We start from the raw sequence: 21,940 nt of genomic DNA, 5'->3' as shown, positions 1-21,940 counted from the left end.
TAACAAAAGAATTCAGACCTAATTTAATTACATCCAGCGGGTGCCTTCCGGCGCAAGAACTGCGCCGGCGAGGCTGGCAAAACCGCCCTCCCGCGACGACCGTCAAATTAATACTCGAATAACATTTAATTTGGCAATCAGATTTTTCTCATATATATTCAATTAATAAATCGCGAACCAAAACGCTCGCGCATGCGGGCGGCCAATTCGACGCGCCCCGCGACCAGACAGGTACCCGATGCTTCAGAGCAATCTACAGACCGACAGAACACGTTTGACTCTGGGCGGCCAGGCCCAGTCGAACCAAATCAACGGCGGGGGAATCGGCGATCTCGTCAAGTTCGTGATCGTCTTCTTGAGACGCCGATATCTCATGATCATCGTCACCGCGGCTCTCGTATTCGCTGCTGCACTGCTCTACCTGCGGTTCGCGCCCCCCACCTACACCGCTCAGGTACAAATCCTGCTGTCGAATCCCCGGGCTCAATTCGTTCAGCAACAGTCACTTCTTCCGGAGCCCGTCGTCGACGCGACCCAGATCGAAACGCAGCTGCAAATGATAAGGTCGCGGGGAATTGCAGCGTCAGTCATAACGAAGCTGGATCTCGCCAACGATCCAGACCTCACCGGTTCGCGGTGGTCGTTCAGCTCGCTGCTGCAGCGCATTCGAAACCGCGGCCAGCAGCCAGAGCACGATTCGAAGGCTGACACGCTCAAGGAAGGCGCGGTTGCCGCGTTGATGAATAGGCTCGCCGCGTACCGGATCGGATATAGCAAGATCATCGAGGTCAGCTACAGTTCGAGCAATGCGGATCGCGCGGCGGAGATCGCCAATGCCGTCGCCAATGCGTACATCAACGACCAGATGAATGCCAAATTCGAGGCCACGCGAACGGCAGCCAGTTGGTTGCAGGAACGTCTCCAGAACCTCAATGAGCAAGCACTGACGGCCGAACGCGCCGTGAGCGCATATAAGTCCCAGAACAACATCGTATCGACCGGCGGAAAATCGATTGACGATCAGCCCGTCAACGATCTCAACGCCCGAGTGGTAGCCGCCCGAACCCAGACCTCCGATGCGCAGGTCAAGTTCAACCGCTACGACGCGATTCTGCGCGCCAACGCAGCCGGCTCATCCACCATCAGCGCTCCTGACGCGGCGAGCGCCGATGTGCTCCAGAGCTCGATCATCACTACGCTGCGCCAGCAGTATCTCGAATTGTCGCGTCGCGAGGCCGATTGGTCGAACCGGTTCGGCCGGGATCATTTGGCGGTTGTCAACCTGCGGTCCCGGATCCGTGACATTCGCACATCCATCCTCGAAGAGGTCAAGAGGCTCGCCGAAGCCAGCAAGAACGAACTGGAAGCTGCCCGACAGCGGCAGCAGGAGCTCGAGAAGCAACTTGCTCGGGCCGTCTCGCAATCACGTCTGACGAACTCCGCAGAACTGACCATCCGGGACCTGGAAAGCCGAGCGAAGAGTCTGCGCGCCATGCATGAGGCGTTTCTGCAGCACTCCATGGGGGCGACTCAGCAGGAGACATTCCCGATTGCGGAAGCACGGGTGATCTTTCCCGCCTTTCCGCCAGAGCGCAAGAGCAAGCCCAAGGCAAACCTGGTGCTGGGCTTCGGCCTGGCCGCCGGACTCGCACTCGGGATCGGCCTGGCCCTTCTGAGAGACGTCATGGACAGAGTTTTTCGCACCTCTTCGCAGGTGGAGACCGCACTGGAGCTGCCGTGCCTGTCGCTGGTCCCCTTGCTGTCGCCGCCCAAGGCGCAGAAGTCGACCGTCCGGTCGCAGCAATCGGAGGAAGATCTGCGATCACGCACGATTTCGAACGTCCCGACCCTTCATAGAGCTGTCGTCGGAATGCCGCTCTCCCGCTTCACGGAAGCCATCCGTTCGATCAAGCTTGCTATTGACCACACCCCCGCGAAGGCCTCCAACCAGGTGATCGGAATCACGTCGGCACTGCCAAATGAGGGCAAGACGACGGTTGCAGCCTCTCTCGCTCACCTCATCGGACATAGCGGAAAACGGGCTATTGTAGTCGATTGCGATCTTAGAAACCCTTCACTTTCCGCGGCCATGGCTCCGAAAGCTGCATTCGGATTGCTCGAGGTGGCAAACGGAAAGCGTTCCCTCGAAGAGGCGCTGTGGCACGATCCCAGAACCAATCTCGCATTCTTGCCGGCCGTCCGGCGCGGACCCCTGCTTCACACGAGCGAGATCCTTTCCGCCCAGAACATAAGCAAGCTGTTCGACAGTTTGCGTCAGACCTATGACTACGTCATTGTGGATTTCCCCCCACTCTCGCCTCTGGTGGATGTGCGCGTCACTGCGCCGCTGATCGACTGCTACGTTCTTGTCGTCGAATGGGGACACACGAAAATCGATGTGGTCCAACATGCCTTGCATACCGCGCCGACCATCTCCGATTCCTTGATCGGCGTCGTCCTTAACAAGACTGATATGAGGTCGATGGCACGGTACGACGCTCACCGAAGTGATTACTACGATGACAGCCACTACATCAGATATGGCTTGTCGGACTCTTAGGATGACTTTCTCTGGCATACGTCGGGCCTAACGATGGAGTCAGCGCCTTCTGCAACATGCTCTCCGTTCTTGGGCGGGTCAGAGTCAGAGATGGTGTAAAATGGTTATCCAGTCCACGATGCTCGCTGTTCCTGCGGCCATTGCTGCGGCTTTCGCCGTGATCGAGGACCTACCGGGTCCAGCGGTGCTATCGGCCGTCCTTGCGGCCGCTATGCTGGCCGTCGGCCTCTTTTCCACGTCGTCGACCCTCGCCGGATTCGCCAAGCTTCTGCGGCCCCTCTTCATTCTGGCTCTCGCCGCACCGGTGCTTTGGATCGCCTTGCAGGTTGTCCCGATCCCGCTCCGCGGTCTCGGAAATCAGATCTGGGCGACAGCGTCGGCGGCCCTGGAACAACCTCTCGAAGAGAGGTTCTCGGTTGACGTACGCGAGACGATACTGGCGCTTTCACACTACAACGTTGTCCTCGCTTCCGCCCTGGTCACCGCAGTCGTTGCTCTGGACAGGCAGCGCGCCGCGCAGGTCCTCTACGTCCTCGCATCGGTCACCGCCGCGATCGGCATATTTTCGATATGGAGAAAGAGCGACCAGAGTGGTTCCCTGCCCGCCGAACACGTCTCGACAGGCTCGACCGCGGCGGCGCTTGGTGTCCTTCTCTCCACTGCGATGGCTATCCGTGCGGTCGACCAGTTGTGGCAGCCCAGACGGCCTCCTCGCTTGCCAGCGGGGCCGCTCGCCATTCTTATCTGCGCAATTCTATCGTTGATCGTCTCCCTTGCGGCAGTCGTGCTTTGTAGCGGCTCCACCGCGCTGATTGCGGTTCTGCTCGGAGCGACCACCATCCTCACGGTGGTCGCTATTCGCAGATGGTTCTTTGGCCTGTGGGGCAGAGCCGGCGTTTTCGCGACCGCAGCCATGTTGTTCGTCTCCAGCTTCGCCTTCATCCCGATCAATCGGAATGCCGACCTGACGATGGCCTTGTCGACGCAAACCCGGGCAGCAACCGAGCGGATGCTGCAGGACATTCACCCGATCGGGACCGGTGCAGGCACGTTTGTTGCGCTTCTGCCGATTTATGGGGACTTTGGCATGCTCGCAATGCACGAACGGCCGACCGCCGCCGCGGAGATCGCTGTCGAAATGGGACGCACGTTCCTCTGCGGCCTGTTGATAGTCGCCATCATCAGCACCTGCATCCTGTTCGGGCGCGCCTTGTCTCGCAAACACGCTTACCTATACCCAGCCCTTGGCGCAGGCGCTTCCGTTTCGTTGACGATACTCGCCTTTGCCGAAAACGGCCTTTTCGATCTATACGCTTCGCTGCTGATCGCGGCGGTTTACGGCCTAGCTTTTGCCCAAAGCCTGTCCAGTACAGTTCGCGATGCGGAGTCCATCGAGTTGCGGCAGCTCAGGCAGGCAGCCGGCGACCGAACCACGGCGGCGCGACGAATTCCGTCGGCCATCTTCGCTTCCCCGTGGACTCTGACCCGCGTTGCCCTGACAATGATCGGGCTGCTGTTGGCTGCGCAAGCCGCCTGGATGCTCTCGCAAAGCTGGCCTTTTGGTGATCGCCGTTCAATTATACCGGTTGCCGGTTCGAACGAAGCCTGGATCTCAGCGCTCCAATCCAAGCGCGAGACTGTCACGACGACCTCCGGATTCACTGCAACTGCGCGCCTCAAGTCTGACAGGGCCACAGATCCGCAGACCATCGGCCAATCCACGGACTTGGGTGCTCTTGCTGCAGTGCTGAAATACTCGCCCCTTCGAGGCGACATTTGGCTGATGCTTGCAGCGCTGTCGAAGCAGCACGCGGCGACACTTGACGCGACAAGCTTGCTCAAGATGTCCTACTACACCGCACCAAACGCGCTGGATCTCATTCCGTTGCGGCTTTCCGTTGCTCTCGGCACAGATACTGCAATCAAGGAACCCGAGCTTCGAGATCTCATCCGGCACGACCTCAAAGTTGCCGTTACCGGCCGGCTTGCGCTCCGGCCAGCCATCGCCGCCGCATACCAGTCGGCATCGGCTGACGGCAGGGCGTTTGCCGAGAGCTCGATTTCGGAGCTCGACCCGGGGTACGTCCAGAAGTTGCGATCGAGAGGCCCATAGCCTTTACGGCAGCGTGCCGCCCGACGGTCGCGTCCAGATCGACCCCGATCCGATGTCGCGGTCACTTTAACGACGCCAATTAAATTCATTTATTCATACGAATTAATTTGATTAACATGAATTAGTTTATGGTATATTAATTTCAGACCGACTGCGCTCTCTGTAGATCAGCTATGAATTTCATCAATCGGCATATCGGCGACCATGAGAGCGATCTGACTCTCGTCAACCCACCCTCGTCCATTGCCGACGAAGGCAAATGGCCAGTCCGGTACGACTCGATCGAAATCGTAGCGATCTGCGCCGATATCGCGACCATTCTGTTCGCCGGCTTCCTGTCGGCGCTTCTGTCAGCCGCCAGCCCGACACCAGGCGGCCTAACCCAGGCATTCGCCTACGCAGCGGCAGCATCGGTATCCTTTGTCTACATTCTGAAAGGCAGGGGACTGTATCGGCCAACCGAACTCCTCGTACTCCGAAGCCAAGTTCGCGCGATTTGCCTCACGTGGATCCTGTTGCACGTCCTGGCCGCCGCTGTGGAAATGCTCAATGACAATTCACACTTCTTCCGAGGTTCCGGCCTCCTGTTTGCCGCGCTCGGCCTGGCATCCTTGATTGCGCAACGGTGCGTCACCAGAACACTGCTGATAAAATGCTTCAGTGGCAGAAGGTTCGCTCGGACGAATCTCGTCCTGCTCACCGATCAGCCGTCTTCGACTCATGCTGGTCTGTCGGAGACTCTTTCGGCGCTCGGCTATTGCGTTAAGGGCCGCTTTGGCTTGCCTGCGGTCGGCTCGGACCCTGGTTCCAGAAAACGAATCAGCTCCCGCGTCATTGAGCACATTCGTAATTCCGAAGTGGACAAAATCGTGCTGGAGGCCAAGCCGGAACGATGGGCCGACCTTCGTGCCTTCATCTCCGACCTGAGGGTACTACCATTCCCGATCGTGTTCATCCCGGTTGGCGCTGCTTCCGAACTGCTTCGACATCCGACACGGAGCTTGGGAAGTGCCGCTTGCGTGGAGATCCAGCCCGGCTCCCTCACCGCAATCGAGCGCGCAAGCAAGCGAACGCTCGACATCATCGGTGCAGGACTTGCCTTGACGGTCTGCGCACCATTTCTCGCGATCGCTGCCGTCGCAATCAGGTTGGATTCCCCCGGCCCGATTCTTTTCAAGCAACAGCGATGTGGCTTCAACGGCCGAATATTCTCCATCCGCAAGTTTCGAACAATGCATGTGCTCGAGAATGGGCCTGTCGTCGTTCAGGCTACACCTCTCGACCCGCGCATCACCAGGGTCGGCAGATGGTTGCGGCGAACGAGCTTCGACGAGTTGCCGCAATTGCTGAATGTCCTCGACGGGAGCATGTCGCTGGTAGGCCCACGCCCCCATGCCGTGATCCATGACGGACAGTTCGACAAGCTCGTCCGAAAGTACGCCTTCCGACGCCGAGTGAAACCGGGATTGACAGGATGGGCTCAAATCCATGGCTGCCGAGGACCAACGCCGACGGCGACCACGGTTGAGAGACGTGTGGAGTACGATCTCTGGTATATCGACAATTGGAGTCTTCGGCTTGATCTCGAGATCCTGCTCCGGACTCCCCTTGAGGTTTTGCGGGGCCGCAATGCCTGTTGAGTTGCATTACTCCTGGCGGCCCGGTAGTCGCTTCTCAGCCACGTGAACCGAACGGCGCAATCGGATCAAATCACGCCCGCTGCCGAACCCTCGAATTTGCTTCGCCCAATCGGAATTCCTCGATCTTGCGGCCAGACTTTATGGCCGCGACCAGCCATCGTGGCCGCTTTCCCCGACCCGACCAGGTTTCGGACGTCTGAGGATTCCGGTATTTCGGAAGCACTCGCGGATAATTGCGCCGGGGCTTTCCGGTGCGCGACATCTCCGGTCCCGTCGAAGAATTGGCCAAAGCGCCCATTCCGCCCCCGAGCACCGCCAGCCGCTTCTCCAGTTCCTGCTTTTCAGCCTTAATCCGGGCTGATAAAATTGCGCTGATTTCCTCATGAAGCGACCAAAGATCGTCAAGGGACATTGCTTCTAGTTCAAGCTTCCTAGTCGTCATGTTAGCATCCTATAATTGCGCCCATCTGATACTTCCTCGGCTGATTTATCAAGTCCGAGCGTCAGTTTTCCTGGAAAAAAATGTATGGAACCGACCCGAAATCGTGTTCCACTTAACTAAGTAACCGGCGCCGATCAAGACGAAAAAATAGATTATCCCGCGACATTTAACTGCAGGAGAGTGAGATGGCGTCGCCAGACGTGCAGACCCGTCCGCACACAAGCGATCATTCTAAAAATGAAGAGATGAATTGCGCGGCCGTAAGTTCAATCTACCGATGCCGCACTCTCAACGAGCGTACCCGGCGGCCTTTCCCTCTCCTGGGGAAACTTATTGTGATGCGCCCTTCCGTTCGCAGCAACTGAAAGCGAATGGCTTCGATGTCGCAGAGTGCACGCCGTCGAAGCTCAATTTGTTCTTTCAAAGCCCGAACGTCGGCCAATGCAGCAGACGGAACGACAAACCGGCTGATCGAACTCGCGAGACGCCTGAGAGGATAATCGACAACATCCATTTTGATCTATCTACCTGCAATCATTTTCGTTTGGCTAATTAATAAATAATCCTCGCAATAATTATTAAATAGTATACTGTTTATTTATTACCGCGTCAATTGAAGCGCTGACTTCGGTCCATCGTTTCATTCGCCACTCGAACAAGGGACACTCGAAAGGTCGGGACGATGAGTCGGGCGTCAGGCAAACGGTGACGAGAATGCTGCATCGGCAAGATCTCGAAGCCATGGATTTTGAAGAACTTTGGCTCCTCCACGAGGAGCTGACGAAGATACTTGCCGAGAAGATCACGGCCGAGAAGCGGGAACTCGAAAAGCGCCTTGCGCAACTCAACCAGCCGGAGCAGTTCGCCGAAGCTGAAAGCGGCGCCGCCGAGACCGGAACGGGCCACCCGCCGCGTCGCAAATACCCGAAGGTCGTGCCCAAATACTTCAATCCACTCCAGCCGACGGAGACTTGGTCGGGACGTGGTAAACAGCCTCGCTGGTTGGTTGCCGCGCTCCAATCAGGGCACACGCTCGACGAGTTCAGGATTCGCGAGAACGACGAATCGTCCGAGCGGAATGCTGGCGGTCGAGGGCATTCCTAGCTCTGCGCAACTGCAGAGACGCCGGTTGCCTGAAATGCCGGCCCAACGCTCCTGTGACCGTCGCTGGTGCCACCCCAGACATGGGGGGCAAGCTCCTTCCAATCCAGGCCCCGATGGAATTCCCCAGGTCGCGCAACTCGACGAGATGCCGAAGATCGAAGTCGCCGAGCCAATGGCCATAATCTGGAGACCGGTCATGGATGAGCGGGCACGCTCGGTGGGCGTCGGGACGTACACGCTCCCCCGCCCAAACGGCGCGGGCCCCGTTCAGAAAGACGATCCAGCCTGCAAAAGAAGAATTGGCTCCGCGCATCCGGAATGGGACCAACCGCACCGGAACGCCGTCGAGACCACCGTACTGTAGCGATGCAAATCCGCATCAGCGGGCGAAGATGCCCCGGCAGCCTCCGTTCAGAATGGCAATGAGATCCCTGTTACGCCGCCAGTTGACTGCCCTCGCCTGCTACAGTCGGAGAGATGTTCAGAACCTGTTCTCCCAGAAAGCTCGGCCGCGCGACCGGCCGGCGAGCTTCCAGTAAATACCGGTAAATTTCTCGATCAGCACTCCGCTCCCTCAGAACGCGTTCCTTTTCCAGTATGCTCGCTAATTCCGCGCGCATTTGGGCCAACTGCTGTGCAGCCGAGGCGGAGTTGTGCTTATGAATTGATTCCCACATCGTCTCCTCCGACCGAAAAATTCTAAAGAATTAGCTTACGTCATCACCGACAATTAACAACATATTTTATATCCTCGCCATATAATAAAAACCCGTTTCGCGTTCGAACCGAATGCGGCCATTCGGATACCAAGAAGGCACCACGCATCGAAGCGATGGCAGGGGGCAGGGTCACCGAACGAGGCCTTGCTGCGGCCCGGCACGTCTTCAGTTGCACTGCCCCGGATGAATGACCGCGAAGAAATAAAACCGCCCGAGAGTCGCAAACCAGACTGACAGCGCCAGATTCAATTTGCACATTAACTTCGACAACGAACATTCAACTAGTGATGAACGGGGAGCGAAGCCAGTGATCGAGTTAGCCGATTGGCCCATCATGGGCAGCACGATCGTTTTCGTCGCGAGGCACAATTCTGCACCTGTTCGGATCGGCCCGCTTTCAATGGCACCCAAGGAGCTGCCGAGCGCGGTCGCATAATCGATACTCACGCTGCCGAGCCGAAGTCCGGCAGCATCCAGGGAATCGCTCAGGCAGCGATCCGACCGGTTGGAGAAGCGCCGTCGCGAGCACGCCGCCCTTTGCTCGACCAATCGACCCTCGGTGCGCGATGCCCCCCCAAGTAACCCGCACTGACGACGACGCACTCCAGCCGGCTGGTTCTCTTCGCTTCAACAACGAATGAAGTTTTCAAGGGAGGTTCATTTGGGTATGGTGATGGTCAAATGCCCGCAGACTGGTCGCGTGATTCCCACCGGTATCACGTCCGACCGTGAGACTTTCCTGCGGAGCGTTGTGTTTTATGGCAATACTCATTGCCCGGACTGTCGTGCCAATCACCACTGGTTCGCTCGCGAGGCCTGGGTGGAGGAATCGGTCGTCCGGTCGAACTGAGTGGCAGCGCGCGAGTTGGGGCGGACGCTCTTATCTGGCACCACGCTTGCTGAATTCGGCTGGAGCGGCGTTGCTGCCGACAGGCACCGGCTCGATGTGAGCCCAGCCTCGCGAGATCCCTGATGATGGAGCTATCAGTCCTCACCCGTGTCATGCCGCATGCATTCATCAAATGGTTGTCTTGAAGAAGGTCTTCGAAGAGACGTTCGAAAATATCTCCACGTATTGTCGTAAAGCGAACTGACGGTCTGACGATCCCTCGGCTAGTTCTACCGAGTCAAAGCATGATCAGGGTCAAGTGCGCAGCGGCTTTCCCTCGCGACAAACACGGAACGCGTTTTGCGCGGAGATCATGCCTGAACAACAACCAAAAGCGCGATGACGATCCATCCTGGTCGCATCGCGCTCTTAGATGTCACGCTCGCACGTCATCACAAGTCAAGGTTCCCGTTGCGGATCCAGCAAGGACGTTTGGGGGGTACCGTAGTGAGTAGTGGGGTTTGCAGCCGCTTGGCTGTTCTGCGTCACACAGCAGTCGCACTCGTTAGCCTGCTTGCTCAGTTGGAAGGGCTTCGAGAGAGAGTACGAAGGGCGGAAGCGCGAAGCTCCAGGAAAAGACGGAGATCGGGCTCGGCGTCGCGGACGCGAAGGCCCCGGTCCGGGACGAATTACCGCACGCGGATCCAATCCTAGCGCGGCGTTCCGGATGCCATTGCTCTACCGAGCCACACGACCGCCGGCGACACACCGCTGCCGATCATGTATTCCACCTGGACTGGACTTGTCCTTCTGGTCCTGCGCATCTCGTTTATCAAGGCGTCGGTGCAACGGAGCCGGGCAGTCGCGCATGCGATGGACGATCTGAAAACAAAAACGCAAGCTGCCTGCCCGCCGAAGCGGGCCGCTCAAAAATTGATTATTCGACATAATAATAATTACTCCCAAGCAAATCGGAAAATAAGCTTGAGAGAATAAATGGGAGGAGTGGATGGAGACCGTACGCCGCTTGCGCGCGATGGCGCTGTTGTGCCGACAGACTTCTGCGCACTATCCTGATCGAAGCTGGAGGCTTCTCGCCGAGGCTGAGTTCTGGGAGCACTTGGCCAATGACACCCTTCGTCGGCATGTCGAACGATGCACGGCTGACTCCTCGCTGCCGCCAATCGAAGACAATCTGAATACCGCCGGATCGAGCGCGCCCATCACTGCGTAGCGCTTCGTTGATCGCCCTTTGCCAGATGGATAGCCAACGAGGCGTCTCATGGAGGATCGGGCTCCGCTGGCATCTTGCCGCTTTGCTCTCCTTGACCCCTGACACCCGGCTCCGCAGGTTCTCGAGCGCTGCAAGCCCGGAGGCGAGAGCCGAAACGCACTGATGCAAAACGACGAATGGTCGTGCACCCCGCCATCGTTGCTCGTCACGGCCCCTCGGCCAAGCCTCGGCTCGTCGCCGCAGAGGCTTTTGGCGGAGCACCTGTTTTGATCGCCCTAGAGAATGTGAACCAAGGTAAGCCAGACCGCGACAGCGAGACAAACAGCAAGGCCGGTATAAGGCAGAGCTAGTCTCATCGGAATCCCCCTCGAAAAGAGGTCAGTGAGAATTGACGCTTGTTGAGACGCTGGTGTCTATGACGAGCCTGAGGTTGTTCCTTCTTGCGGGGCGGCCGTTCTGTCGTCTGCCTCTTACTTCAGCCTCTGCCAGGTTGATAAGCCTGCGTAGCCGCTGGATCTCCAGCATTATATCTTTCAGCTTCTGACCTTCCAAAGACACCCGCTGGAGACGCGCGCTATAAGCATCCATTGGCCCCTCACAATATAATAAACAACATGAATTAAGCCCCCATGATATTCCCGTTCCGCGATTGTGGAAATGGCCTATTTCACACTTCGCGATCAGCAGGGCTCGATGATGGCGCTCGAGGCCTGGTGCCTCGCCCGCCGAGCACCAGGCCGGCGCCGTCCCAAAGGCTGGACTTCAAGGCACTCACGCCAACCTCAGTTCCAATTACCCGGCAACAGGTCTAGCGGCCCGCAATTGGGGCAGCGACAGCATCTCTGCATCGGGCGAGCGCTCGTCGACTTTGCCTGGTTTGTTTTTACCGTCCGCAGATTCCAGCGGACTCCGCGGGGCGCGCCTCTGCTCCCATCCCCAGCCTCCCAAATACCTTCACAGATAGTGGGTCGTCGTCCAACCTGCCCGCTTGGCGGACAGTCGTTGCGCCCGCCCCGATCACGGTTCGTGAGCGCCCTTGGCCAGTTTCCGGATGGGGAAAACGGTCGATGGGTCAGACCGTCTGCATTTTCCGAATCGCGTCTCTGTGCTCGCTCTCGCTGGTGGTTTCGGATCTTGCGGGTACACACGCGTGAGCCATTTCCTTTCCATGCTTCTGCTTGCCCTCACCCTGACCCTGACCTTGTGCTTCGGGGTGGCGGCCTGGCGCCTGTCGGCCGGCAACGACGTCGATATGGTTACGACGATCCAGCATCAGGAGTACGGCTGGAGAGCCAGGCCGAACAACTGAAGGTCGTTGCGTTCGCCCCGCGCCTGCGGCTGGACCGGGCTTTAGGATTATATAGATTTAAATTTCCATCCGATTTATTATGCTGAAAGTTCCTAGAGATGAACTGGCATCCGATCGCCGATCGGGGGGATTCCGATTCGAAGTCTTTCCGGCCCGGTGCCCCGGATCTCAAAACTCCGATTGGGAGATGTATTCGCAATTGTACCGGTCACGACAATGTCCATACCGCGCCCCTTGTTCTCGGCCGCGGTGCGGACCCGAACGAGCTCCGATGTGGTGCAAACGAAAGCGATGCAAAAGCCGCTTACAATCGAGGGTACGATCGAGAGCGAATTTACGATCGGTTCTCGCATCGAGGTGAAGCCTTCAGCCGGGCCGCGGTTGTGCGGCAAAACCGGAACGCTGATTGGTGCCGGTTATCACCCCAAGAGTCTCCGTGTCAGATTGGATGGCTCGAAATTCCCAATTACCCTTCACGTTAGCTACGTTGCAATTGTCAAGTGAATGGTTCTGATCGATGCCGCGGCGGCCCCGCGCATCTCGGACGACGATCGCAGCCCTGACACCCGAGCGAAGGCCTGCGCGCCGGCAGGTCCGCGCCGTCTTGACAGCCGGTACGCGCCGCATCCAACGGAAGGGAATTGATGGGGGCGGAGACAACCTTTCGAAAGGAAAGTTCTCACGATGAGGCCCACCAGCCGTCCGGGAAAGGCTCTAGTGGCTCAGGAACGTCATTGTCGTTCGCGAGCATGCGAACGGGCGGCTCGAAACGTGGGTCGACACCTCGGGATGTGCTCAAGGCCGGCTTGTTCAACCGGCCGCTATGGTACTCGACGATGCTGTGTGGAAGGCTCGGAGCTGCCGACCAAGCAACCGTCCATCTTCGCGCGGCAGCCTGCCCGGCATGATCGCGATCTTTCTCCATGCTGCACCTCTCGGTTACAGGCCACTGCCGAGCGAACTTGAAATCTGAGTTGTTGCCGTGCTCGCACGTTTGTGGGAGCTACGGAACTCGCGGCCCGAGACGAGCGCCGCGAAAATAAAAGCCAGCACGCTTGCGGCGGCCAACGACCAAAGGGCAATTGCGATCTGCTTCTGCATGACCAGCGACAATCGAGGGGATAGCCTCGCTTCTTCAACCCATCGTCCAACGAGGCGGGCACGCTCAATCCGACACTTCTCACCGGAGCACTCGGAGAAACGGCTCCTGCGTCCTGGGGCTTAAGCGGGATGCTGGAGTCGTCTCTTCCGAGATCCTTGTGCGTTCGTCCGGCACAATTGACTTATCATAATCCAATATTAAATATTAATCCATATTAATTATGGTTCTTTCGTGCATTTAATTATTTAAATTGGGCGCATCCCTGCGGATGCGGCAGCTTTCGCGCCGGCCATGCCTCGAGGTCCATGCCCATTGCGAGAGCTCGCGGCGGGCGCGGCGTCGTTATCCCGGCGCGGATATAGACCGATCTTGCAGCACTCGGCGGATCAATGCTCTGACTGACGGCTGATCGGGGATTTCGTGTGGAGTAGTCCCAAACGCTTTTCAAGCTCGTCCTTCTTGGCGATGAGCCTCGCAGCAAGAATAGCTTCGACGACGCTGTGGAGGTCCCACAGCTCATCAATGGACATGTCCTTGAACTGCTCCAGATTTATCATCTTCCCGAATCACGTTGCGTATAGGGTGGGCCTACGCCGTGCGAAGTGGCAACTACCTGCGAGTCCGCGGGGAGCGGATATCTGTGAATTCCACTTCCTGTGGCCGCATTGGCGCCCACACGAATGGTCGCCTCACGTGGCGACGATCTTCCGCGACCTGACCATGTTTCCGCCGGCCGGGCGTGGATTCGTACGATCCACATCACAATGATGAGTTGCAGAAGTTGCCGCAGCGACAGCGAACGAATGGGCGACTGCGTCGCGTGCACGGGCGGGATCGATACCGGCGAAAAGCGGTGGTTCGATCAATCGAGCGCGCCGCCTCGTGTTGAACCCAGAAGTGCTGGGCGGCACTATCAATTCGGACGGCAAGACCACAATTAATCCATCACGCTGCCAGATTTAAGTCGCATGCGAGCCCATGTCGCCGCGAAGGCTCGCGCCGGATGGGGGCGCAACACCGGGAGTTTCTCGATGTCCGGTTATTTGCGATTTTGCTTCGCTGGTTGGGTTCTTGTTCTCTCAGGGACACCTGCGCTCTCGAACCCTTTGGCCGAGTTGTTCAATATCACTCCCCGCGAACCCGCTCGAACCTCTCCAGCGCAAGCGGACTGCCTGGGGCGACCTGGCAACTCGACGCCCAACGGCCAGCATTGGGTCTATCGAATGGACGGTCATCGCAGGTGCTGGTTCCTGGCCGAGGGCGTCGCGACGGTGAAGAAGCCCGTTCGTTCTCGCGCAACCAAAGATCCCGTCGCCCGTGTGGACGAGAACGAGACCGCGCGGCGCAGGCGGAGCGCGGTCGTTGATGCGCGTGCTGAGTTGCTGCGCTCCGCGCCGGCCGAGCCGCCTCAGCCATCCGTACCCGAAATCAAGGTATTCGATGCAGCTTCCGAACGCGATGCGGGAGCCGCCCTGACGTCAGCGGCATCTGTCGCCGAACTTCACAGCCGGCGGCTCACGCCCGAGCCCTCCGCGCCGGGCCAAGTCGATGTCGAGCAGCTTCTCGCGGCTGCGCCCGCACCTCCAGCGATCCCGGTGGGCGCGCGCATTGCAGAGGCGCACGACGAGGAGCGCAGTTGGACGGTAACCTGGTTGGGTGTGCTGCTGATGACGCTGGGGGGCTTTTCGATCTTGGGCTCGAGCCGCACGCTTTGGCACACGATAAGACCACGCCACTGAAACGCACTACCCGGCTGCCTGACCGCCGGTATAGCCGAATTGTCACACGTGCAAAGTTCCGCGCGTCTGCGCGTAGTTTGGTACTGCCTGAGACGGACATTCGATTACGATGATGGTCCCGTTTTTAATGGGACGACCATCATGCGGTACAAAGTGTTCGTGGTGGATGGCAGCCGGCGAGTGATCTGCGCCGCAAAGCTCGACTGCATTGACGAGCAGACCGCGAGGCGTCGGGCCGAGCAAATGCATGGTGAGCACGACGTTGAGCTTTGGGAAGGCGATCGACTCGTTGCTGTATTTCGAGGTGCAACGTCGAACGAAAATCGGGGCGACCGCGCTGTCCTGAAACCACGACCCGTCTCACCGCCGAGTTAGGCTGCACATTGTCAGGCGAGCCAGCCCGGCAGGGTGCCGACATGGCGCAGGGGTATGATCGCCGACTTCTCCAATTCAGATATGCGAAGCTCGCGAGCAGGCATCGCAATGTCAGCTCCGAACCGGACGCTCAATCGACAGCCAGTCGCTGCCCAATGGCATTCAGCCACTCAGTTCGCTTTTGTTGAGCGGCTTTCAAAACCCGCAATCGCCGCCATTGGCCTTCGACCACAACGAAACCGGCACAGAATTTCCCAAAAGCGGGAGCAAATGAATTTGCAGATGCGCTCCGAATTCCAATTCGAGTGATGCAATTTATTCTGCAAACTCAGCGCATTGGATATGGCTGGGGCGGGAGGGATCGAACCTCCGAATGGCGGAATCAAAATCCGCTGCCTTACCGCTTGGCTACGCCCCATCAGGTCTTCAGGGGACGGCGGAGGCACGGGCTACCGCAGATTCCCTCAAGTGGTGCCGGTCTATAGGGAGAGGCGCGGCATTTCAACCGCCTGCAGGGGCAAAATACCACAGGCGCCGGCTTGGGGCGGCTTCGCGCTCTATTGTTGAGCCGGCTTTCGACGCCCGACGAAAGCGCCGTTCCGGACCGGCCACTCCCAGTTGAGACCGTCCCCGTTTCGTGAGAATACGGCGCCAATATTTGTCCCCGGGAGTGAGCCATGACCTACCGCGCGCCGATTTCTGACATGCTGCTGTCGCTCAACCATGGCGCGGGCCTCAAGGCCGCAGTGGAGGCCGGCCATTATGGCGATTTCGACGCCGACCTCGCGGCCGCCGTGCTGGAGGAAGCCGGCAAGTTCGCTTCGGACGTCCTGGCGCCGCTCAACAAGGTCGGCGACGAGCATGGCATCAAGCTGAGCGACGGCAAGGTCACCACAGCGCCGGGCTGGCCGGACGCCTACAGGCGCTGGACCGAGGGTGGCTGGAACGCGGTGTCCGGCCCCGAAGATTTCGGCGGCCAGGGCCTGCCGATCGCGATCAACGCCGCCTGCACCGAGATCTGGAGCGCCGCCAACGTCGCCTTCGGCCTCTGCCCGCTGCTGACCGCCTCGGCGATCGAGGCGCTGGACGCCCATGGCAGCGACGAGTTGAAGAGAGTCTATCTCGAAAAGCTCGTCTCGGGCGAATGGACCGGCACGATGCAGCTGACCGAGCCGCAGGCCGGCTCCGACGTCGGCGCGCTGCGCACCCGCGCCGATCGGCAGGCCGACGGCACCTACCGCATCAAGGGGACGAAGATCTTCATCACCTATGGCGAGCACGACATGACCGACAACATCGTGCATTTCGTGCTGGCCCGCCTGCCGGACGCGCCTGCCGGCACCAAGGGGATTTCGCTGTTCCTCGTGCCGAAGTTCATGGTGAATGCCGACGGCTCGCTCGGCGCGCGTAACGACATCTTCGCCAGCGGCGTCGAGCACAAGCTCGGCATGCACGCCTCCCCGACCTGCACCATGACCATGGGCGATCATGGCGGCGCGATCGGCTTTTTGATCGGCGAAGAGAACCAGGGCATGCGCTGCATGTTCACGATGATGAACCAGGCCCGCCTCGGCGTCGGCCTGGAGGGCGTCGGCGTTGCCGACCGCGCCTACCAGCAGGCCTTGTCGTATGCGCAGGAGCGCAAGCAGGGCCGCGCGGTCGGCAAGAAGGGCGACAGCTCGGACGCGATCTTCGTTCATCCCGACGTCAAGCGCATGCTGATGCGGATGCGGGCGCAGACTGCAGCCGCCCGCACCATCTGCTATGCGACCGCCGTCGCGATCGACGTCTCGACGCGCGCCAAGGACCCGAAGGTGCGCGCCGATGCGGCCGCGCGCGCGGCGCTGCTCACGCCGATGGCCAAGGCCTATTCCACCGATATCGGCAACGAGGTCGCCTATCTCGGCGTGCAGGTGCATGGCGGCATGGGCTTCATCGAGGAGACCGGCGCGGCCCAGCACTACCGCGATGCCCGCATCACCGCGATCTACGAAGGCACCAACGGCATCCAGGCGATTGATCTCGTCACGCGCAAGCTCGCGGCCAATGGTGGCGCGTCGGTGTGGGCGCTGCTCGACGAGCTCGCAGCGACCGTCAGCCAAGTCGAGGCCTCCAACGATCCCGGCTTCGGCACCACGGGTGCAAAGCTGCGCGAGGCAATTGAGGCGCTCACGCGCACCAGCAAATGGCTCCTGGAGCGCGTCGCTTCCGCGCCGAACGAGGCGCTTGCCGGCGCGACGCCCTATTTGCAGCAGTTCGGCGCCACGCTCGGCGGCTGCCTGCTCGCCTCCGAGGCGCTCGCCGCCAAGGCCGAAGGCAACGCGGACGCTGCGCGCTACGTCGCGCTGGCGCGTTTCTTTGCCGAGAACATCACGGTGCAGGCACCGGCGCTCGAGCGCACGGTCACGGAAGGCGCGGAGTCGATCGCTGCGGCGGATGCGGTGCTGCTGGGGTAAGCCGGACCTGCTCGCCACGACATCGAATATCGTGCGCGAGCCTTCCCCTTAGCTTGCGGAGATTCGGGCTACGCTCTTCCCCGGCCGCCACAGCACGATGCCCGCCGCGACGAGATCGAGCACGACGCACAGCGCGAACGCCGTGGTATTATTGCCCGTAAAGCTCCGCGCGAGACCGACGATGCCCGGGCCGAAGGCGCTGACGATGCCGCTGATCGATGTGCCCAACCCCATCGCGGCAGCGAAGGCGCTGGAGCCGATCTCGCGCTGGATAATCAATGGCGGAAACGTGATCATGTTGCCGATCGAGAAGCCGTAGACGGCGCAGCATGCCAGCAGCACCGTCGCATTCGTGCTTTGCAGGAGCACGAACAGCGCCGTCGCCTGGCTCGTCATCGACGCCGCACAGGCGAGCCGCGGATCGAGCCGGTCGACGAACAGGCCAAGCGACAGGCGCCCGACCACCGCCATCGCCGCCATGATGGTGACCGCGAGCCCTGCCGCGGAGCGGCCGATCAGCGGCTCGAGAAACGACACCTGGTGGATGATGAAGCCCATCTGCGCCAGCAGCGCCATCGCGATCGGCAGCACCATGGTCCAGAACGCCGCGTTGGCGAGCAGCGCCTTGCGCGAATGGCTCGGTGCGGCCACAGCCCCTGCGATCGGACGTCCGTCCGAGACCGGCGACATCCCGGCGGGCCAGCCGATGAAGGTCACGACCGCCGGCAGCACCAGCACCATCATCACCAGCGTGGCCGCCAGCATGGCCGAACGAAAGCCGATGCTGCCGGTCAGCGATAGCAGCAGCGGAACGAGGATGATGCCGCCGCAGGTCGCGCCGTTGAAGGCAAGGCTGAGCGCGAGCCCGCGGCGCCGCTCGAACCAGGAATTCAGCACGGTCGCGATCACCACGGTCCCCATGCCGGTCCAGCCGACCGACATCAGCGCATAGGCGAGATAGAGCTGCCAGGGCGTCTGCATCAGCGCCAGCAACACGGTCGACGCCCCGAGCGCCGACAGGCCGCACAGGATCAGCGCGCGCAGTCCGACGCGCTCGAGCAGATCATCGGTGAAAACGACGAGCACGGAGGTCAGCAGAAACGAGAAGGTGCTGGCCGCGGAAACCAGCGTGCCCGGCCAGCCATGGGCGCGCTGGAGCTCGGCAAGATAGACGCCCTGGCCGTAGAGACCGAACCCGAACATGAAGAAGGCCATCAGGAAGCAAGCCAGCACGACACGCCAGCCGCGATAGCGCGGTGAGGATTCGTCAATGCGGGTTTCGGCAACCATAAATTGAGCAGTCGGCCAATGGAACGGCGCAAGATCGTGCACTACAACTACTGGTTTTTCAAATGAAACATAGTAGCTAATTGTTGCGGCGCGAGACGGCGACGGGCGCCATGCCCCGAACTCATGGGAAGCCGGCGCCGAAAAGATTGAGGAGCGCATTGGCACGCCTGCGAGATGATGTAGGCTGATGCTTCGCAAGACCCGCGAGCGCGCGCAGGGGGCTCTCATGCCGAATGGCAACATCGTCGTCACCGAAGAGCGTGGAACGCGCGTGATCACCCTGCGCCGGCCGGGCAAGAAGAACGCGATCACCCAGGACATGTACCGGGAGATGAGCCGCGCGATCGACACCGCCCAGAACAATCCTGATATCCGCTGCATGATCATCACCGGTGGCTCCGGCGTGTTCACCGCCGGCGACGACATCGACGATTTCATGCACGCCGACGCCTCGCGCCCCGAGATGCTGTCGAATGGCGCCAAATTCCTCTATTCGCTCGCCCTCAATGCCAAGCCCATCATCGCAGCCGTGGACGGCGCCTCGATCGGGATGGGCACCGTGATGCTGTTCCACTGCGACTACGTGCTGGCCTCGAACGCGGCGACCTTTTCGGCGCCTTACATCCATCTCGGGCTCGCACCGGTCGGCGCGGCCAGCCTCCTGATGCCGAACACCATGGGATATCAGCGCGCCTTCGCGATGCTGGTGATGGGGCGGACCTTCACCGCCGCGGAGGCGCATGCCGCAGGCTTCGTCAACACCGTGGTCTCGCCGGGACATACCGAGGTCGAGGCGCGCAAGGTGGCGCGTGAGATCTGCCGGCTGCCGGCCGAGGCGGTCGCAACCTCACGCAAGCTGCTGCGCGCGCCGCCCGAAGAGCTCACCCGACGCATCGACCAGGAAGGACATTTGTTCGCCGAGCGGCTCAAGTCGGACGAAGCGGTGGCGGCGTTCAACGCCTTCGCGAACCGGAAGAAGCGGTGAGGTGTAAGGCACGGCTCTTACCCTCCCCTGGAGGGGACCTGGAGGGGGAGGATCGCTCGCGCACCGCGCGGGCGGGGTGGGGTGAGCCACGCGAAGACTCTCGCTGACACCTTCAGAGAATTCGCAAAGCTCTCCAGCACCTCGTGCGAGGATAGTCTGTCACCCCGCCCCGGTTCGCATTCCATGCGAACCGACCCGCCCCCTCAAGGGGCGGGTGGGAGCTTGCGGCACGCGCGATGCTTCAACAAAAGGTTTCGTGAAATCTTCGCGCGGTACGACTAATCTGGTTCCATGCGATACGTATTTCCACCCATCCTTGCTGCGCTCGCGCTGACCTGCGCCCTTCCCGCCTCGGCCCAGACCGCCGCGCCGGTCGAACTGCGCGTGCTCGCAATCAACGATTTCCACGGCAATCTACGGCCGCCGCCGGGCGGCATTCGCATCGGCGATCCCGAGGATAGGGCCAGGAAGGTGATGGTGGCGGCCGGCGGCGCCGAGTACATGGCAACGCTCGTGAAGCAGTTGCGCGAGGGGCGCAAGAACACCATCTTCGTCGCCGCTGGCGATCTGATCGGCGCGAGTCCTTTCCTGTCGGCGATGTTCCACGACGAGCCCTCGATCGAGTCGCTCTCGATGATGGGCCTTGCGATCAGCTCGGTCGGCAATCACGAATTCGACGAGGGCAAAGCCGAGCTTTTGCGAATGCAGAACGGCGGCTGCCATCCCGTCGACGGCTGCCAGGGACCACATTCCTTCACGGGCGCCAAATTCCGCTATCTGGCCGCCTCCACCATCGAGACCGCGACCGGCAAGAGCGTGCTGCCGCCCTACGAGATCCGGGAATTCGACGGCATTCCCGTCGCCTTCATCGGGCTGACCTTGAAGGAGACCGCCGGCATCGTCTCGCCATCGGGCATTGCCGGGCTCGAATTCCGCGACGAGGCCGAGACGGTGAACGCACTCGTGCCGCAGTTGAAGGCGCGTGGCGTCGAAGCGATCGTGGTGTTGATCCACCAGGGTGGCGAGCCCGCCGGCGACTACAATGAATGCCCGGGCATTGCGGGGCCGATCGTCGACATCGTCAAGAAATTCGATCGCGCCGTCGACGTCGTCGTCAGCGGCCACACCCACCGTGCCTATGTCTGTGACATCGACGGGCGGCTCGTCACCAGCGGCGACAAATACGGCACGCTGGTCACCGCGATCGACCTCGAGCTGGATCCCACGACGCGCGACGTCGCCAGTGCCAAAGCCGAGAACGTCATCGTCGCCAATGCTTCGCTGGCCAAGGATCCCGAGCAGACCGCATTGATCGACGCCTACGACAAGCTATCCGCGCCGATCGCCAATCGGCCGGCAGGTTCGGTGACGCAGACGCTGTCGCGCGTGCCGAACGAGGCCGGCGAAAGCGCGCTCGGCAATGTCATTGCCGACGCGCAATTGCTCGCAACCCGCGATGCGAAGGATGGCAGCGCTGTCATCGCGCTCACAAATCCCGGCGGCATTCGCACCGACATCGTTCCGAAGGAGAATGGAGCCATAACGTTCGGCGATGTCTTCGCCAGCCAGCCGTTTCGCAACCGGCTCGTCACCATGACGCTGACGGGCAGTCAGCTCAAGGACATGCTGGAGCAGCAATGGCTCGATCCGAAGCGGCCGCGAATACTCCAGGTGTCGAACGGGTTCAGCTATACTTGGGATGCATCAAAGCCATTCGGCGAGCGCATCGTGCCCGAGAAGATGACGCTCAACGGCAGGCCGGTCGAACCTGGAAGCGGCTACCGCGTCACGCTCAACGATTATCTCGCGGTCGGTGGCGACGGGTTCACCGTCGCCAAGCAGGGCGCGGCGCCGCAATATGGCGGCTACGACGCGGACGCGCTGTTCGCGTTTTTCCGCACGCACGGGCCGATCGGGCCGCTACCGCCCACCCGCATCCTGCGTGTGAATTGATCTGGATCAATCCGGCCGGCGCGGGACCACCCTTTGCCATTCCCGGCCGAGCGCCTAGATTGGGTTTTGCATTGCGTTTTGGCGCCGGAT

Annotated in this window: 15 protein-coding genes and 1 tRNA gene; 10 read left to right on the top strand and 6 right to left on the bottom strand. The window is 60.4% G+C overall.

Features of this window, described 5'->3' with window-relative positions; genetic code table 11:
• The first annotated feature begins 238 nt into the window (after positions 1 to 238).
• The 3 genes from XH87_RS02795 (at position 239) to XH87_RS02785 (ending at position 6,313) form a co-directional block, all read left to right on the top strand.
• Positions 239 to 2,560 (top strand): Wzz/FepE/Etk N-terminal domain-containing protein, encoded by a 2,322-nt coding sequence (locus tag XH87_RS02795; protein ID WP_271586076.1) that lies wholly within the window; start codon positions 239 to 241, stop codon positions 2,558 to 2,560.
• Positions 2,561 to 2,660: 100 nt separating this feature from the next.
• Positions 2,661 to 4,673 (top strand): hypothetical protein, encoded by a 2,013-nt coding sequence (locus tag XH87_RS02790; protein WP_271586075.1) that lies wholly within the window; start codon positions 2,661 to 2,663, stop codon positions 4,671 to 4,673.
• A gap of 173 nt (positions 4,674 to 4,846) precedes the next feature.
• Positions 4,847 to 6,313 carry an exopolysaccharide biosynthesis polyprenyl glycosylphosphotransferase gene (locus tag XH87_RS02785; protein ID WP_271586074.1) on the top strand — a complete coding sequence of 489 codons (1,467 nt, stop codon included), beginning with the start codon at positions 4,847 to 4,849 and terminating at the stop codon, positions 6,311 to 6,313.
• 70 nt (positions 6,314 to 6,383) lie between these two features.
• Here XH87_RS02785 and XH87_RS02780 read toward each other — a convergent pair whose 3' ends face one another.
• Positions 6,384 to 6,755: an H-NS histone family protein gene (locus tag XH87_RS02780; protein ID WP_271586073.1), complete on the bottom strand. Its 372-nt coding sequence runs from the start codon at positions 6,753 to 6,755 to the stop codon at positions 6,384 to 6,386.
• Between the two features lie 714 nt (positions 6,756 to 7,469).
• On the opposite strand from XH87_RS02780, the gene XH87_RS02775 reads away from it, so the two are divergent.
• Positions 7,470 to 7,859 (top strand): H-NS histone family protein, encoded by a 390-nt coding sequence (locus tag XH87_RS02775; protein WP_035711021.1) that lies wholly within the window; start codon positions 7,470 to 7,472, stop codon positions 7,857 to 7,859.
• Between the two features lie 884 nt (positions 7,860 to 8,743).
• On the opposite strand, the gene XH87_RS02770 is transcribed toward XH87_RS02775, so the two are convergent.
• Positions 8,744 to 9,127: a hypothetical protein gene (locus XH87_RS02770; protein WP_271586072.1), complete on the bottom strand. Its 384-nt coding sequence runs from the start codon at positions 9,125 to 9,127 to the stop codon at positions 8,744 to 8,746.
• Between the two features lie 1,289 nt (positions 9,128 to 10,416).
• Here XH87_RS02770 and XH87_RS02760 point away from each other — a divergent pair.
• Positions 10,417 to 10,641: a hypothetical protein gene (locus tag XH87_RS02760; RefSeq protein ID WP_050991079.1), complete on the top strand. Its 225-nt coding sequence runs from the start codon at positions 10,417 to 10,419 to the stop codon at positions 10,639 to 10,641.
• Between the two features lie 1,150 nt (positions 10,642 to 11,791).
• Positions 11,792 to 11,950: a hypothetical protein gene (locus XH87_RS02755; protein WP_244429638.1), complete on the top strand. Its 159-nt coding sequence runs from the start codon at positions 11,792 to 11,794 to the stop codon at positions 11,948 to 11,950.
• Between the two features lie 939 nt (positions 11,951 to 12,889).
• Here XH87_RS02755 and XH87_RS02750 read toward each other — a convergent pair.
• Both XH87_RS02750 and XH87_RS02745 read right to left on the bottom strand, forming a co-directional pair.
• The gene (locus XH87_RS02750; RefSeq protein WP_271586070.1) at positions 12,890 to 13,051 is read right to left on the bottom strand and encodes a hypothetical protein; all 162 of its coding nucleotides are present in this window, start codon (positions 13,049 to 13,051) and stop codon (positions 12,890 to 12,892) included.
• Positions 13,052 to 13,438: 387 nt separating this feature from the next.
• Positions 13,439 to 13,582, bottom strand: a complete 144-nt coding sequence (locus XH87_RS02745; RefSeq protein WP_193374155.1) for a hypothetical protein — start codon at positions 13,580 to 13,582, stop codon at positions 13,439 to 13,441.
• A 501-nt stretch (positions 13,583 to 14,083) separates the two neighbouring features.
• On the opposite strand from XH87_RS02745, the gene XH87_RS02740 reads away from it, so the two are divergent.
• Positions 14,084 to 14,791, top strand: a complete 708-nt coding sequence (locus XH87_RS02740; protein WP_271586069.1) for a hypothetical protein — start codon at positions 14,084 to 14,086, stop codon at positions 14,789 to 14,791.
• A 718-nt stretch (positions 14,792 to 15,509) separates the two neighbouring features.
• Here XH87_RS02740 and XH87_RS02735 read toward each other — a convergent pair.
• A tRNA-Gln gene (locus tag XH87_RS02735) sits at positions 15,510 to 15,584 on the bottom strand.
• 259 nt (positions 15,585 to 15,843) lie between these two features.
• On the opposite strand from XH87_RS02735, the gene XH87_RS02730 reads away from it, so the two are divergent.
• Positions 15,844 to 17,622, top strand: a complete 1,779-nt coding sequence (locus tag XH87_RS02730; protein ID WP_271586068.1) for an acyl-CoA dehydrogenase — start codon at positions 15,844 to 15,846, stop codon at positions 17,620 to 17,622.
• Positions 17,623 to 17,670: 48 nt separating this feature from the next.
• Here the strand turns inward: XH87_RS02730 and XH87_RS02725 are convergent, their stop codons facing one another.
• On the bottom strand, positions 17,671 to 18,912 hold the full coding sequence (locus XH87_RS02725) for an MFS transporter (protein WP_271586067.1): 1,242 nt from the start codon (positions 18,910 to 18,912) through the stop codon (positions 17,671 to 17,673).
• 226 nt (positions 18,913 to 19,138) lie between these two features.
• Between XH87_RS02725 and XH87_RS02720 the strand changes: the two genes are divergently transcribed.
• The gene (locus XH87_RS02720; protein WP_271586576.1) at positions 19,139 to 19,897 is read left to right on the top strand and encodes an enoyl-CoA hydratase-related protein; all 759 of its coding nucleotides are present in this window, start codon (positions 19,139 to 19,141) and stop codon (positions 19,895 to 19,897) included.
• 291 nt (positions 19,898 to 20,188) lie between these two features.
• On the top strand, positions 20,189 to 21,850 hold the full coding sequence (locus XH87_RS02715) for a bifunctional metallophosphatase/5'-nucleotidase (protein ID WP_271586066.1): 1,662 nt from the start codon (positions 20,189 to 20,191) through the stop codon (positions 21,848 to 21,850).
• Positions 21,851 to 21,940 lie beyond the last annotated feature (90 nt).

It is taken from the genome of Bradyrhizobium sp. CCBAU 53415 (assembly GCF_028128735.1).
In the GTDB taxonomy this organism is placed as follows: domain Bacteria; phylum Pseudomonadota; class Alphaproteobacteria; order Rhizobiales; family Xanthobacteraceae; genus Bradyrhizobium.
Note: the sequence above shows the minus strand (reverse complement) of the source record. Positions and strands in the feature narration are given on the sequence as shown.